This is a genomic window from Paenibacillus sp. FSL R5-0473 (genome assembly GCF_038004565.1).
Lineage (GTDB): Bacteria > Bacillota > Bacilli > Paenibacillales > Paenibacillaceae > Paenibacillus > Paenibacillus amylolyticus.
Genome location: NZ_JBBORL010000001.1, coordinates 5,050,872 through 5,066,542, shown reverse-complemented (window position 1 = coordinate 5,066,542; position 15,671 = coordinate 5,050,872). Strand labels below are relative to the sequence as shown.

The following is a 15,671-nucleotide window of genomic DNA, read 5'->3' as shown; positions in this document are numbered from 1 at the left end:
GCAAATCCTGTCGCGGTTTTTGTTGTGGTTATCTGTTGGGATTTAGCCTGAATTTGAACAGGATGTTAACCGTGGGAGCGGATTAACTCAATAGTTTGCATAGTCGCTTACCGGCACATTCTGCTCCAGCCATTTCTCGACAGCAGTCGTTTTCTCGAATTTGGCTTCGGTTACGATGTCCATGAACTTTTCAAGTTTGGTCAGGAAGGAACTGTCTTCGGATGAGTTACGTTGTAAGACAGCTTTGTAACCTTTCTGGGCATTGGCTGTCATTTTGTTCGTTTCATAGTCAAATAAAGGCGTATTATTCAGGCCATAAAACGTATACAAGGTATAGTTATTCATCAGATTTTTCACCTGTTGTAATCGATTGGACTTCGGATATTCGTTCAGGAATCGTTCCTGATTCAAAGCGCGATTGAGTATCTCCTGATAGCCAATGACCAGTACACCATCATCGGCGGCAAGGTTGCTGGTTTCAACTGCCATGATATTAATATATTGTTTGATGTCTGGTTTCACGTACGAGATATATTTCTGAAAAGCCATATAATTCATGATCGGATAGAGGGAACCTTCCAGCATAACCAGGCGATAACCGCTATCCCGTGCTTGCTGGAGCAGTGCACGCAGACTGGCGTCGTTGGTGCGGGACATGAGTTTGGTGAAGCTATCATTCCACTTGTAGGCTTTGATCATCTTGTCTTGAACATTAGGCACCAGTAGACGGTCCGTCATGGCTGTTAACGCCTTGTTGCGGGCATTCTCCAGCTGTAAGACCATCAGGGTTGCATGATGAGTCGTAACTTGATCGATATGAGATTCGAGATAAATATCAGCGGCAGGCAAGCCGTTCTTTTTGTAGAGCATGGACTGAAATGTTTTATATATCGTTGTTGAACTGGCAGTTGTGACTTTGGTATCTGTACTGGAAGAAGCGGCAGCAGCGACTCCGGATAAGGGAGCGACAGCCGTTTGGAGCAACATGAGGATGGTGGTGGCTGTAATGAAGGTGCGCATGCCTTTACGTTTGGCAGATTGGAACGATGATGTCATAGATATGAACCTCCCGTAGTTGAGAAAATGATAGGTGTTGTTCACTAGTCACTATACATTAACCCAATTGGTGCAGGATGTGGTTGCGGAATGGTGACAAATTCTTCTGTTATTTTTAACTTTTGGAGGGTGGAAGATAGAGGGAGAATTCTGAGAAAATATTTTTTGTACAACTGGAAACTTTTGAGCTGATCGGAACGTCTTAGTTGTGCATAGGTAAATACAGGAATTAATGAAAAGAACAGCGAATCTATTTCGATGTTAACTAAATGCGAGAATGGGGATATGGGATATGAGGAAAGCGGGAGGAAAACAAGTGAAGAAGGTAATGTCAGCACTGGCTGTATCGGCCATGCTGATGTCCGCACTTCCAACGTCGGTTATGGATGCAGCCGCAAGGATCAGTATATATATTAATGATGCAGAGTTATCATCTGCTCAGGCACCTGTCATGAAAGGTGGACGCGTACTGGTTCCGCTACGGTCGATTTTTGAAGGATTGGATGCGAAGGTACAATACACGAACAGAACCAAAACGATTGTTGCAACGCGCGACGATCAGGAAGTTACTTTGACACTTGGTTCCAAAACGGCATACATCAACGGGGAAGCGATATCGTTGGATGTACCTGCAAACACGATTAAGGGCAACACGATGGTTCCAATTCGTTTTGTCAGTGAAGCTTTTGGAGAAAAAGTATTCTGGAACTCACGCAATCAGCGTGTAGATATCAAGACAACAGCAACACCTCCAGTAGATGAGACACAATATGCTGCATGGAACATCTATGGTTCGGTATCCGGAAGTAACGGAGATGGTCGTGACTTGACCGTGAGCTTCACACGTCCAACTTCAGAGAAGGCGGTATCTGCTTACCGGATTATGCTGGTGAAAACTCGCGATGTGAATAGCTTTACGGAGTCCTCAGCAACTGCCGTACCTTCTGCGAACTATACATCTGTTACACCAAATGGCAGCAACCCGAAACTGACACTTAATGCACAGACACGTGACGTAAACGGGGATCTGCTTAACAGCAATGAAACGTATCGCCTGTATGTACTGACTGTTGGTAACAGCAGTAATAATTATAAAAATGCATTGAACTGGTCTTCCCAAGCATTGAAGCTCAATAATGTGAAATCCACCGTACAGGCGGTTACAAGTCTGCGTGCTGCAGATATTAGTGACTATGGCGATGGCCGCGATCTGGAGATTAACTTCACGCAGCCGAGCACGACATCGAACATTACGTATTATCGTGCTTTTGTTGTTAAAGCGAAGGACTCTTCTGCGTTCAATCTGGCTGCAGCGAACAAAGTGTCCAGTGCAAACTCCACGATCATATACAAAGGAAACAGTACCGCAGTGAAAAGCCAGTTGACTTCTTCGACACGGGATACGTCCGGCGAATTGATCAAAAGCGGTACAGCATATGTAGTTTACATCTTGTCGGTAAGCACTAATACAACAACAGACAGCAAGCTGTCCGCAGCATCATCTTCACTTACGTTGTCCGTGAACACAGCAACGTCTCCAGTAGTTACGCAGGTGAAGGATAACTCGGATTATGGAGATGGTCGTGACATTCAGGTGAGTTTCAACCGTTCATCAGATGAGTCCAAGGTAGCGAACTATCGCATCTTCGTGGTGCGTAACTCGGTTGCCAGCAGTTTCAATCTGACGACAGCAAGCAATCTGTCCTCCAGTCTGTATTATACGGTGAGCAAAACAGGCAACAACATTACAACGACATTGCCTTCATCCATGAAGGATACAAGTGGTTATAACGTAACGAATCTGCAAGATTATCGCATCTACGTGATGGCAGTGGGCAATCAGCAAAATGGATACACCAATGCGCTGTCAGCTTCCTCCACTGTGCTGAGACTTACAACGAACGGTAACGCGGGAGTTATCAGCAACCTAGCTGTTGCGGATATTAGTGACTACGGTGATGGGCGTGATCTGCGGGTTTCTTTCAACAAAGCTGCGGATGAATCCAGAATCTCTGCCTACCGAGTATATGTAGTTCGTTCCGCTAATGTGGGCAGCTTCACACTAAGCGCAGCTAATGCGTCAAACAACTATACGCAGGTGAACAAAACGGGTGGTAACCTGTCCGTTACGCTTCCAAACTATGCGGTAGATACCAATGGTTATACCATTAGCAATAATGTTGCTTATCGGGTATTCGTTCTGTCGGTGAACAACAACGGAAACTCCAGTCAAAATGCTTTGTCTGGTTACTCTTCCCAGATTACATTGTCGGCAAACGCGGCTGTAACAGCTCCGAGCAATGTGGTTGCAACTGATATTGGGGATACTGGAGATGGACGTGATCTGCGTGTGACGTTCACTAAATCCGCAGATGAGACAAATGTGAATCATTATCGGGTGTTTGTAGTGAAAAATGCAAATGCAGGCAGCTTCAATCTGAACGTAGCCAATACAGTGAATAGCTCGAATTATACGTATGTAAGTAGAACTGGAAGCAACCAGACGATTACTTTGTCTAATGGTTCGAGATCAGTGGATGGTGACTTGATCCGTAATGATGTAGGCTATCGAGTGTACGTGATGGCTGTTAATAATAACACGTCTTTAGTGAATGCAATATCGTCAACCTCTGGTATAGTGACACTGACTTCAAATTCCGCTGTAGCAGTGGCGAGTAATGTGAATGCAACCGTTAAAGATCAAGGACAGTCTGGAACGCCTTCGGATGTAACAATAACCTTCAATAAGGCAACTAACGAGACCAATATCTCCAATTATCGTATCCTGATTGTGCCTGCTAACCAAGTGAGTGGATTCAATACAAGTTCTGCTCTTGGAATTAATTCTTTTATTGAAATTAACAAAAACAATGCAGGCAGTCCGGTAGTACTAAACGGTGGACATCGAGATATTAATGGTAGTGCCCTTGTAGCTGGACAGAAATACAGAGTGTTTGTCTTGTCCGTTTCGGACAGTACATCACGTGCTTCCAATCTGTCCCTTGCTTCCAATGAGTTTAATATCTTTACACAAGCAAATGTGGTTCAAACTGCTACTATTACAGGCCTTCAAAATACAAGTACTGTAACCGAAGCGAGTTATAAGCTTACCTTTACTAAACCAACTGCTGAAACGGGGATTTCTGCATACCGAATCTTTATTGTTAAAGGAACAGATAATTTGGATATTACTACAGCAAGCTCTAACACTAGCTACCCAATTGGAAATCCTGCAGCGGTTGAAGTTACTTTAACGAAATCAGCTATAGATTCAACTGGAGCCAATCTGGTGGAAGGAGGCGAGTACAAGGTGTATATTCTTTCAGTTGCTGCAAATACAACAACGAATAAACATACACTTTCAGGCCCATCGGATACATTCAAGCTTGAAAAAGCTCAGTCTACGCCAACACAGGAGCCGACGCCTTCTACCAATCCACCAGCCTCAAGTGAGGGGCAAACACCCCCACAGAGCTGAATGTAAAGATTTACACTGAAACACACTCGAACACCCTTTCCATCCGGAAAGGGTGTTTTCATTATGTATGAACAACAAACGTCTGGCGTGAATTTCAGACTTGCTTTATGAAAATCTTGTCGCCAAAAAGGTTCCTAAGACCATTGTTACATCGAGAACAAATAATGGATAATAAAGGAAAGTTGGCTATATAGATCGAGCTAAACATTTACACGAAACGGAGTGGCCCGTGTAATTTTCTTTAGTTCACCTTATGTAAAAGCCTATGAGCCGAAAGGAATGATGGAATGCTTGCGTTTCGTTTGACGGGCCTGCCGGATTCCCGGTTGCCGCTGTACCTGTATTGTGTGGGCACGCAGGAAGAGAAAGTTCTGCATAGACCGAATGGATTTCCGGTGTATCAGTTGTTTTTGTCACGCGGTGGTGAAGGGCAGTTCAAGATAACGGGAAAAGGGACATGGACGATAGGAGCAGGGCAGTTATTCATCGTGGAACCCGAGGTTGCGCATGAGTATGTGCCTCATTCCAAATCCAAAGGGGAACTGGGTTATATCGGTATTGGCGGTGCATCGGCTGGATCGGTATTACAATCCACGGGTTTGCTTCAGAACGAGCCTTGCCATATCCCCGGTTTTGAAATCATCTGGTCACGCATGACCAATCTCTGGCACGCGTTGGATCAAGGAGCAACGGAGATGTGGGACACATCAACCCTGATCTACCAGCTCATTTTGGATTTAGCACAATCGAAAATACCATCTGATGTCGGCATAGGAGGTATTGGAACATCTAGGGCACAGGATGGCACTGTAAAACACTCTAATCGGGAGCCCGATCCGAGCAAGGATGCACTCATCCGAGCAGTAGCATTGATGCATACGCACTATCAGGATGACCTGTTATTGAAGCACATCGCTGACGCAGTGGGTTATTCGGTGCAGCATCTCAATCGATTATTTCACCAGCATTATGACGTGACAGGACATCAATATATGCAACGATTACGTTTGCAGAAGGCTTCGGAATGGCTGGACAAGCATCCAAGAGCAAGTGTACGAGAGGCGGCAGAGACCGTAGGGATGGAAGTGAACTATTTTATCCGGATGTTCAAGCGGGAGTTTGGAGAAACACCGGGTAAAGGAATCAAGCATCGGAACCAGCTCCAAATGGAAAAAGACCTCACGAGTTCGTGAAGTCCCTTAATCGATTATATAACGTGTTATGCTGTTTTCTTTTGCCCAAATAAAGGCCTTACCGTTGCAAGTCCCACAACTCCGATCACTGCACTCACCCACGGAGCCAGTGCAAATACCGGAAGTTTATCACGCAGTGGATAGCCTACAAACAGCACAAGGACCACGATGACGATGTAGATGATGATTCCCTTAAGGTTAACCTTAGGTACGGTGTTCTTGTCCGCTCCTTCATCGTCCGGTCGCTCAGCAAGACGGCGAAGCATCTCCACCAATGCAATACCGCCAACTGCCGCAACGATCAGAGAGAACAGACTGATGTGTTGGAACGGCTCCGTATCTCCGCCAGTCCAACCCACGAACAATCCCACACATCCTTGAATCAACATGACAAAAGACAAAGCCGCCCAAGCGATCATGGCATACCACTTTGGTGTCCGTTTCACAGGCTCTGGATTCTCAGTTGGCTGTGGTCCTACAGCGTTGGCATTCTTTTTCGATGAAGCTGTTGAACTATTATCACGGGTTGGGCTGGATTTACCCACCTCAACGGCAGCCGTCTTCTCCGGTGCTGTATTTGTAATCCCGAGCTGTGCATGGATGTCTTGTTCCAGATCAGGTCCGTATAACTCGCGAGCGGGTTTGTTATCCCGCTGAGCCTGTACGATTGCTTTTCCTGCGGAGAGTATCCACTCTTCCTGTGTTCTCTCGTCCGCTGGCGCATGACGCGCAATTGTGCTGATCTCGTCATACAGTTTCACATGTTCAGGTGTCATTCGACTCATTTCAGTTATTTGCCGATTCTGTATTTCTTTAAGCTTCTTATAGGAAATCCCCAATGATTGCTCCCCCTGTCTACACACGTTCTGATCTTCCAAATTGTCTGAAGACCCTGACGGTATTTTAGTATACGGGAAGGTCTCTCGTTTCGCAAAGTCATTCCTTATAAAAAAGCTGCTCATGGTGGACCCATATCCATACACAGGCCAGTATAACACAGGTGCATAACAGCACCAGTTTACCGTGATGTTGAATCCATTCCAGTAGATGTTCCATGAATTCATTCCTTTCGGCAGAAGGATTCCGAGGCATATGCTGCCTATGTTTGTTCGTTTATTTTCCCCCGTTCATGTGAAAAAATACCCTCATGCCTCCCAGATCTAACGATTGTGTGAAGTATGCATAAAGAGCAGCCGATTCCATCACAATAGTAGCATTTCCAACAGAAATCCAAGATTGGAGTGTGCTTGTTATGGATAAACAAACAGAATTGACGCGAAAGCTGCTACTGAACAGCAACTCCCGTGGAGTCGTGGACGAGGTTGTATCCTTTGAAGAGAACCTGGAGGATACGGAGTATGCAGAAGAACTGACAGATGGCAATTTGAAGGGAAGAAGTTTCTGGGACAATAGTGATTCGGGTCATGAGCATGAGTGGAATGGACGGGTGGAGACCCACGAGATGTTCCGTAGAAGCTACGAATAACGATCCTGCAACACTTGTTTGAATTCCAAATGATATCCGGGCCAGCTGTCATCAGCGTGGCTCATTTTTTTGTGCTTATTATCCGATAAAATGTAGATTGGTAGTCGACGTAGAAAGGGTCCTTACTTACGTTGACTTGAAGGTTACGGGATGATAATATATGAATAACATCTTAATACACACTAAACTTATCGGATTATATACATTTAATAAATGGAAGTTAACAGGCTAAGAGTGGAAAGGGGAAATCGGTATGGAACGTCAAATCAGTATCCGTCATGGACAGGAAGAATTAACAGCCACGATTCATTATCCGGTCGTGAAAGATATCAAGGAGGAGAAGAGTCAGCAACGGGTCCCTCTGGCGGTCATCTGCCACGGCTTCGTTGGTAGCCGGATCGGCGTGGATCGTTTGTTTGTAAAGACTGCACGGGAGCTGGCTGAAGACGGTTATCTGGTCTTGCGTTTCGATTATATCGGTTGCGGAGAGAGCAGTGGGGAGTACGGAGCGGAGGGACTGGAATCCATGGTGCTGCAGACCCGTTCGGTGCTGGATTACGCGGTGAATTGCAGTGATGTAGATCCTACGCGTGTTACGCTGATTGGTCATAGTCTGGGTGGTGCCGTTGCATTACTAACTGCTGTACGTGACAAACGTGTCAAAAACCTGGTTATGTGGTCCTCCGTGGGTTATCCATTCAATGATATCGTGAAGATTACGGGACGGGAAGTATACGATGAAGGCGTGAAACTGGGTGCGGCTGATTATCTGGGATACAAATTCACACCGACGTTTTTCGAGTCTCTTGCTGAACAACAGCCATTCCAAGAAGCAGTTAAGTTTAGCGGAGATGTACTCGTCGTACATGGCACGTCAGATGAGATTATTCCTGTAGACTACGCATTCCTGTATCAAAAGGTATTCTGGATGCGCCAAGAGGGCCGCTGTGACAAGGAGATCATCTTCCAGGGCGATCACACCTTCTCTTCAGGTAAAGAGCGGGAACAGCTAATTACGCGTACCAGAGAGTGGCTTGGCGAACGTCAGAAGATCGAGCAGGATTGGCAGCACTGGATGATATAAGTGGCAGGATTACAACTGTTTGGGATGTCCGCTTGGAAAAGCGCCTTCTTAAGGGTAAAATAGAGGAGTAAGCATTCTATCCGTGTCTGGAGGTTGGCAGCAATGACATTACCCGCACTTTTCATTGCGCATGGTTCTCCCGCTCTGGCGGTGGAGAGCAATGACTACACTCACTTCTTGAACCAGCTTGGAGACAGGCTGCCGGCTCCGAAAGCCATTGTCGTATTTACGGCGCATTGGGATTGTCCTGAACCGTCCGTGACGATGGATGATACACATCAGACCTTGCATGATTTTTACGGATTTCCTTCTACGATGTATACGATGGAATACCCTGCATCTGGGCAGCCAGATTTAGCGAACGAGATATGTGCTTTGTTCACCCGCAGCAATCTGGCACATCAGCCGATTCGAGGCCGAGGGCTGGATCATGGCGTTTGGGTACCGTTGCTCCATATGTATCCCGAGGCCAACATTCCTGTGATTGCTGTATCTGTAGACTCGCTGCGTACGCCGCAGGAACAGTATGATATTGGCCGAATGCTGGAACAGCTACGTCATGATGATGTGTTAATCATTGGCAGCGGTGGAACGGTTCACAATTTGCGATTGCTGGGCAATACGGATGAACCACAAGAGTGGGCGGTGGAGTTTGATAACTGGATCGGGGAGCGCTTGCAGCAGTGGAACACAAGAGAACTGTTTCAATATGAGAAAAAAGCCCCTCATGCACGTACGGCGGTTCCGTCGTATGGTACAGAACACATTGCACCTTTGTTCTACGCCATGGGTACAGCGGATATGTCCCGATCAGCGAAGCGTCTATTCCAGTCTTACCCTTATGGAACGCTCAGTTTAAACTGCTGGCAGTTTGGAGACGGCGTGTAACTTGGAACAGACAACAGCCTGATTATGGTGCTTGAAGCCAGTTTCGTACGGATAACGTGTATTAATGCATACAATTACAATATATAAACAAAAGAAGGTTACTGTACACCCTTGAAGGGCTACAGTAACCTTTTTTCAATACAAAGACTTATTCATGCTTATTCATGCAATAGATCTTTATTTGCGGATTTCGAACAATTCACAGTCTGTACGCGAATGATAAGCGAGTTCACTGACACTGGATTGTACCACTACGGTGTTGCTGTCAAAACGGATAATGATGCCACCGGAGTCAATCTGGTGATTATCTTTAAAAACTCGAACCTTATACTTCATATTCATGGCTTCCTGGAAGTCCGCATCGGTCTCGAGACGTCGCTGGGTCGGCATATCGTGTACTCCTTTGAAGTTCAACTTTATTTCATCATAATACGATTTTCTGTGGATGGGCAAGTCAGTCAGGCATTCAGGCTGATTTTGAAAAGTAAAAAGCCCTGCTCTCCAGGGGGATTGGGAGCAGGGCCGAGAATTCTATGAATGATTGCTTAAGCTGTTTTTTGAGTAGGGCTAATCGTTGGTGTGTCTTTAGGAAGATTTCCTTTGTTGTTACGAGTGAACAATCCGCGAAGGTAAGGCAGTACCCAGTGATCCAGACCGATTTTACCTGCATTTGCACCAGCAACGACAAGGAAGATTTCCATTACAACCAGTTGAGCATTCGTGCTTACTGTTCCCGAGAAGAGGAACGCGAAGTTCATGACCATAGCCATCAGTGCTGCTAGTGTAGTGAAGCAACCGAGGATGAGACCCAAACCTACAAGGAATTCACCCAATGGGATAACGAAGTCGAAGAGTCCTGCGTTTGGTACTGCGAATTTCTCAAGGAACGTTGCCCACCAAGCTTGGACAGCCGGGTGATCACCTGTTGCTTTTTCTACCGCACCGGCCAAGAACCCGCCAGCTTGGAATCCGCCAGTCAATTTGCTCCATCCGTGAGTCATCCAATCATAACCGATATACACCCGAAGTACTGTCAAAATCCACATTGCTACTTTGTTTTCTCTAAGCCATTGGTTTGTGCTGAACATATGAACCACTCCTTCATGGAATCTAGTGTGTGTTGTTTTTGTTTTTCTAAGTGATCACCTTTGATGTCTTTATTGTATAGTTCAAAAGTCGTTTTGTTTGTGATTAAAATCACAATCTAGTTCAAATTTTAAGTAAGGTTTGAGAAGTTCACATTTAGGACATATTTTTCTGGCTATATGCTGTTTCAAATGTGAATTTCAAGCTGTATCAAGGCCTTCTAGGCGCAGACAAATCGGATGGGGTGTGATTAAATGGAAAGAAATACGTGAAATGGTTGCCCACATGAGACATATATCACAACTTAGAACCAGGCCATATCGTTCAGGAGGTCCTATATTGAAGCTTTTTAAATGGAACAAAGCAGCATCGGCTGCATCTCTGTTTATTCTCTCATTAAGTCTTGTTGCCTGCCAAAACCAGGAGGTGGCGCAGATGCCAGTTCAGCCAGAACCGACACCTGCACCTGTACAAGAAGAACACGTGGAGGAAACCAACACGTCTCTCTATACAGCACCTCTGACGGGTATGCCTGTAGATGAAGCGATTACGCGTCGACCACTCGCCGTAATGATTAATAATGCACCCGCAGCTCGGCCCCAATCGGGTCTAAGTTCAGCCGATATCATTCTTGAAGTTCTCGCTGAGGGAGGCATTACCCGTTTCATAGCCATCTTCCAGAGTGGAGGCGGTGCGGAGACGGTTGGACCCGTTCGCAGTATACGTCCATATCTAATTGAGCTCGGCGAGAGTTATGATGGGGTACTTGTTCACGCCGGAGGCAGTCCGGAGGCGTATTCCATTTTGCAAAGGCAGCAGAAACAGCATATGGATGAAATCTCGAATGGTGGACCTTACTTCTGGCGTTCCTCGGATCGTAAAGCCCCACATAATCTGTATACTTCAGCGGACAAGCTGAGAGAAGGGTCAGACATCAAGGGTTACAGCCATGATTTCAAGTCGCCGGTATACAATTATAACGAAGAAGGCGCGACATCCGCAGGAGAGGCAGTGAAGCAATTTGATATCCATTATTTATTGGATAGTTACCGGGTGACGTATGATTATGATGAAGTTAGCGGACGATATATGAGAATGGTGAATGGCAAGGCAGATCAGGATCTGGATAATGGGACTCAACTTGGTGCAGCAAACATCATTGTGGCAGGTGCAGATCACAAGGTGCTCGATAATGTAGGTCGGTTGTCCGTTAATTTGGAACAGGGCGGGGAAGCCATGCTTTTTCAGAAGGGCAAGATGATTCGTGGGCAGTGGGTGAAGAAGCAGGGGGATATTATACGGTTTGTTCAAGGTGGCAGTGAAGTTGCTCTTGTACCGGGTAAAACCTTTATCAGCATTGTTCCCAATCAACCGGAATTTTCCAGTCATGTGAAGCTGGCTGCGCAGCAATAAAAGGATGTAATGAAAGAAAACAATGAAACATGTATTCATTTTGTCGTCGAAAAGGCATTATATTTGTCCTTAGCGTGAAAAGTAGAATCGTGTCGATTTTGAATTTTGATGTCGAATTGTAAACGCAGTGTAAAATCTTGACTTGAATTTACCATTATTCCAAATAATTAAGATTCATTTCAGATTAATGTGATAAGAATATAAAAAAGGATCACACCTTTTGTACAAACCATGAAACAAATATGATAAGATATCAAAGGTTGTCATTTCATGTTTCATCGGTTGTCGGCAATTTTTCTCGTAAAGGGGATAGAGCTATGAAGCTTAAGAAGAAGAAGGATATATTTTTTGAGACACTGGAGAATATGGCAGATACGGTTGTTCAAGCGGCAGATTATTTCTCCCAGCATGTTTCCAACCTTCAGGATGTGACTCTTTTTGCTAATGAAATGAAGAAGTACGAGTCGAAATGTGATGATTACGTGCATACGATCATTACAGAACTCAACAAAACATTTATCACGCCGATTGAACGCGATGATATTATGGAGCTGACAACAACACTTGATGACGTATTGGACGGACTCGAAGCAACGGCTTCCCGTTTCTATATGTACCAACTGACAGATCCAGATGATGAGTTCGTCATACAGTTTGCTGAAATTTTGCGCCAATCGGCTTACGAAATTCAGAAGGCGATCCATCTGCTGTCCCAGAAAAAATTGCTCGCGATCCGTGAGTATACCATTCGTTTGAATGATCTGGAAAACCAAGGCGACGAAGTGCTGCGCATGTGTATCAAACATCTCTTCGCTACCGTGTCTGATCCGATTGAACTGATCAAGCGTAAGGAAATTTACGAACGTCTTGAGACAACAACGGATGCTTGTGAAGACGTAGCGAACGTGCTTGAATCCATCATTATGCGTAATTCTTAAGGAGCCAGAGAATAATGGAAACAACGATTTGGGTATTGGGTATAGTCGTCTTCCTTGCACTGGCGTTTGACTTCATCAACGGTTTTCACGACACGGCCAATGCCATTGCGACTTCGGTCTCAACTCGAGCACTGACGCCGCGTCGAGCTATTCTTATGGCAGCGGTGATGAACTTTGTCGGTGCGATGATGTTCACAGGTGTTGCGAAGACGATTGGGGGGAGTGTGACCGACCCCACCACGCTGGATAACGGGATAGAGGTCGTCATAGTCACCTTGATATCAGCGATTATCTGGAACCTGGTTACATGGTGGTTTGGTATTCCGTCTTCCTCATCACATGCACTTATTGGAGCCCTTGCAGGTGCCGTGCTCGTTGGCGCAGGATCTGATAAAGTGAAATGGAGCGGATTCATTGATATCGTTGGAGGTTTGCTATTATCACCTCTGATCGCGTTTGCCATCGGTTATGTGGTCATGACGATTCTCAAATATATTTTCGCCAAACGCAGTCCGCATAACGTGAACAAAGGTTTCCGTACGGTACAGATTTTCACGGCAGCACTGCAAGCATTCACGCATGGTACGAATGATGCACAGAAAGCGATGGGTATTATTACCTTTGCTCTGGTTGCAGCAGGTGTGCAGGATAATCTGGATGTTCCGCTGTGGGTTAAAATTTCAGCGGCAACAGCGATGGCTCTGGGTACGTCCATCGGTGGTTGGAAAATCATCAAAACGATGGGTACCAAAATCTTTAAAATTGAACCGATTAATGGTTTTGCTGCGGATATTTCAGCTGCTTCCGTTATTTTCACAGCAACGTTGCTTCACCTTCCAGTTAGTACAACGCACGCGATCACCTCAGCTATTCTGGGTGTGGGTTCCGCGAAACGTTTCTCTGCGGTGAAATGGGGACTTGCTGGACGTATCATTATTACGTGGTTCATTACGATTCCGATTACTGCGGGACTGGCAGGATTGCTCTACTGGATTATTTTCTAAAAAGAGAAGTTATCCCGAACGAATTCGGGGTTACCAGACCATCTGTTCATAACTGTGTGAATATCGGGATATGTGGACAATTATACAACCAAAATCAAGAGACGCCTGTGCATGAACGTGTGGACAGGCTGGATATGTGGATAGCCATCCGTGGAATGATAAACCAAAAGAAGATATTCCTGTGGATACAGGGAACTGTGGATAGGGAAATGAGAGAAGCCAACAGGGTTGGCTTTTTTTGTTGTCGAGTTTGAATGCGTCTGTGGATATTTTGGACACGTGGGAGACGTACCTATGGTTAAAGTTGTACAATGACGTAAAGATACAGGACAAGGACGTGGTCTAATTTATGATTCGTACACTCGCCATTACACGAGAACATCAAGTCTCCGTTAACGTACCACTTACACAGCTGGATCTGAACGATTACGCCTGGGTATGGGCCGATTTTAACCAGCCAACGGAAGAGGAAAGTCGTTTGCTGGATACATATTTTCATTTTCACCCTTTAGCTATTGAGGACTGTCTGCATGTCTTGCAGCGGCCAAAGCTTGATTATTATGATAATCTGCAGTTTCTTGTGCTGCATGCACTGAACCCGTCCACACTGGAAGCCGAGGAGGTTGACTTGTTTCTCGGATCAAACTTCCTAGTGTCTTTTCATCATGGCGTATTGGAGGAAGTGGATGAAGGGTGGGAACGCTTGTTGCACCATGCACATGAACGAACCATCTGGGCGCGAGGTCCGGTGGCAGCAGCCTATACGGTGATGGACAAGCTGGTCGATCATTATTTTCCGTCTCTATTTGCCATTGAGGATGAACTGGCCGAACTGGAGAACCGGGGTGGACAGGAGTCAGTTGAAGACTTGATGAACCAGGTGTTTGATCTGCGGACTCGATTGCTGAAGCTCAGACGAACGGTAGTACCGATGCGGGATCTGCTCTATCGGGTGGTCAATTCCCAGCATGTACAACGAACAGGCGAACATACGGCTTATTTTACCGATATCTATGACCATTTATTGAAGCTGACGGACATGATTGAAGCCGATCGGGAGATGACCGCTGACCTGCGCGATAGTTATATTTCCCTGAACTCCAACCGGATGAATCAGATCATGAAGACACTCACGGTGATTACGACTGTATTTATGCCGCTCACACTGATCGCGGGTATTTATGGCATGAACTTTGCCTATATGCCTGAGCTTCAATGGAAGTTTGGGTATGGTGCGGTGTTACTGTTGATGTTTGTGCTTGGCGGAAGCATGGTGGCCTGGTTTGTAAAACGGGGCTGGTTTAAGTGAGAACCAGTGTAATCAGATGTTAGTAACATAAACTTGTAATAACGTGTATCCACAGGTAAAATATAACGATATGTGAATAGATTCTGGATGAATTATCCATACATATCATTGTGGAAGGATGGGATACGATGAGATTGGCAGAGGCTCTTGTACTGCGTGCAGATGAGCAGAAGAAGATAGCTCAGCTCAAGCAACGTCTGGAACGCGTAGTTAAAGTTCAGGAAGGTGAACAGCCAGCAGAGGACCCACAGTTGCTTATGATTGACCTGGAGAATACGATCCGGAGCCTGACGGTATTGGTTAAGAAAATTAATAAGACCAATGCACAGACTGACTTCACAGCTGGAGTTACGCTTGCTGATGCCCTTGCAGAGCGGGATGGAATCATGCAAGAAAGAGCATCGTTTAACGAAGTTTTGCAGCATGCGTCCATTCGCCAGGATCGGTACAGTCGTTCTGAAGTGAAGTATGAGCGAACCGTGAACATAGCAGATATTCAACATAAAGTGGATAGCCTTTCGAAATCCTACCGGGAACTGGATTTTAAAATTCAGGAGAAGAACTGGACCATAGACTTAATCGAGGAATAAAACTGCGTCGGTAACCCTATCCAAATGAAGCGAGCATAACCCACCAACGGGAAGTTGGAAACCTGGTAGACGCTGGGCCATGTCTAACCCATATCATCATTTAGCCCAATATTGTTACAAGAATGCGCAGCATGGATGTATCGTGT

14 protein-coding genes are annotated in these 15,671 nt (G+C 45.6%); 10 read left to right on the top strand and 4 right to left on the bottom strand.

Translation table 11 applies throughout. The features are described 5' to 3' along the window. Window positions 1–87: 87 nt before the first annotated feature. Window positions 88–1,056, bottom strand: coding sequence for a hypothetical protein (locus MKY28_RS22185; protein ID WP_340937042.1), 969 nt, complete (start codon window positions 1,054–1,056; stop codon window positions 88–90). A 316-nt stretch (window positions 1,057–1,372) separates the two neighbouring features. On the opposite strand from MKY28_RS22185, the gene MKY28_RS22180 reads away from it, so the two are divergent. Together MKY28_RS22180 and MKY28_RS22175 are read left to right on the top strand one after the other, a co-directional pair. Then, window positions 1,373–4,534: a copper amine oxidase N-terminal domain-containing protein gene (locus MKY28_RS22180; protein WP_340937040.1), complete on the top strand. Its 3,162-nt coding sequence runs from the start codon at window positions 1,373–1,375 to the stop codon at window positions 4,532–4,534. Window positions 4,535–4,821: 287 nt separating this feature from the next. Further along, window positions 4,822–5,727, top strand: coding sequence for an AraC family transcriptional regulator (locus MKY28_RS22175; protein WP_340937039.1), 906 nt, complete (start codon window positions 4,822–4,824; stop codon window positions 5,725–5,727). Between the two features lie 26 nt (window positions 5,728–5,753). Here the strand turns inward: MKY28_RS22175 and MKY28_RS22170 are convergent, their stop codons facing one another. Beyond that, window positions 5,754–6,791: a hypothetical protein gene (locus MKY28_RS22170; protein ID WP_340937038.1), complete on the bottom strand. Its 1,038-nt coding sequence runs from the start codon at window positions 6,789–6,791 to the stop codon at window positions 5,754–5,756. A 188-nt stretch (window positions 6,792–6,979) separates the two neighbouring features. Between MKY28_RS22170 and MKY28_RS22165 the strand changes: the two genes are divergently transcribed. The 3 genes from MKY28_RS22165 (at window position 6,980) to MKY28_RS22155 (ending at window position 9,185) form a co-directional block, all read left to right on the top strand. Then, window positions 6,980–7,213, top strand: a complete 234-nt coding sequence (locus MKY28_RS22165; RefSeq protein WP_047840502.1) for a hypothetical protein — start codon at window positions 6,980–6,982, stop codon at window positions 7,211–7,213. A 253-nt stretch (window positions 7,214–7,466) separates the two neighbouring features. Continuing rightward, entirely contained in the window at window positions 7,467–8,297 is an 831-nt protein-coding gene (locus MKY28_RS22160; protein WP_036606057.1) for an alpha/beta hydrolase, read from the top strand. A 102-nt stretch (window positions 8,298–8,399) separates the two neighbouring features. Continuing rightward, window positions 8,400–9,185: a DODA-type extradiol aromatic ring-opening family dioxygenase gene (locus tag MKY28_RS22155; RefSeq protein WP_017690674.1), complete on the top strand. Its 786-nt coding sequence runs from the start codon at window positions 8,400–8,402 to the stop codon at window positions 9,183–9,185. 177 nt (window positions 9,186–9,362) lie between these two features. Here MKY28_RS22155 and MKY28_RS22150 read toward each other — a convergent pair whose 3' ends face one another. Then, entirely contained in the window at window positions 9,363–9,575 is a 213-nt protein-coding gene (locus MKY28_RS22150) for a hypothetical protein (protein ID WP_017690673.1), read from the bottom strand. Window positions 9,576–9,730: 155 nt separating this feature from the next. After that, window positions 9,731–10,273, bottom strand: coding sequence for a DoxX family protein (locus MKY28_RS22145; RefSeq protein WP_036606056.1), 543 nt, complete (start codon window positions 10,271–10,273; stop codon window positions 9,731–9,733). A 337-nt stretch (window positions 10,274–10,610) separates the two neighbouring features. On the opposite strand from MKY28_RS22145, the gene MKY28_RS22140 reads away from it, so the two are divergent. The 5 genes from MKY28_RS22140 (at window position 10,611) to MKY28_RS22120 (ending at window position 15,525) form a co-directional block, all read left to right on the top strand. After that, window positions 10,611–11,684, top strand: a complete 1,074-nt coding sequence (locus MKY28_RS22140; RefSeq protein WP_340019217.1) for a DUF3048 domain-containing protein — start codon at window positions 10,611–10,613, stop codon at window positions 11,682–11,684. Between the two features lie 317 nt (window positions 11,685–12,001). Next, a complete protein-coding gene (locus MKY28_RS22135) occupies window positions 12,002–12,622 on the top strand; it encodes a DUF47 domain-containing protein (protein WP_017690670.1) in 621 nt (206 codons plus the stop codon). Between the two features lie 14 nt (window positions 12,623–12,636). After that, a complete protein-coding gene (locus tag MKY28_RS22130) occupies window positions 12,637–13,626 on the top strand; it encodes an inorganic phosphate transporter (RefSeq protein ID WP_036606054.1) in 990 nt (329 codons plus the stop codon). Between the two features lie 349 nt (window positions 13,627–13,975). Next, complete coding sequence (gene corA / locus MKY28_RS22125) at window positions 13,976–14,935, top strand: magnesium/cobalt transporter CorA (protein WP_340937037.1); 960 nt, start codon at window positions 13,976–13,978, stop codon at window positions 14,933–14,935. A gap of 128 nt (window positions 14,936–15,063) precedes the next feature. After that, window positions 15,064–15,525: a DIP1984 family protein gene (locus MKY28_RS22120; RefSeq protein ID WP_076320034.1), complete on the top strand. Its 462-nt coding sequence runs from the start codon at window positions 15,064–15,066 to the stop codon at window positions 15,523–15,525. Window positions 15,526–15,671 lie beyond the last annotated feature (146 nt).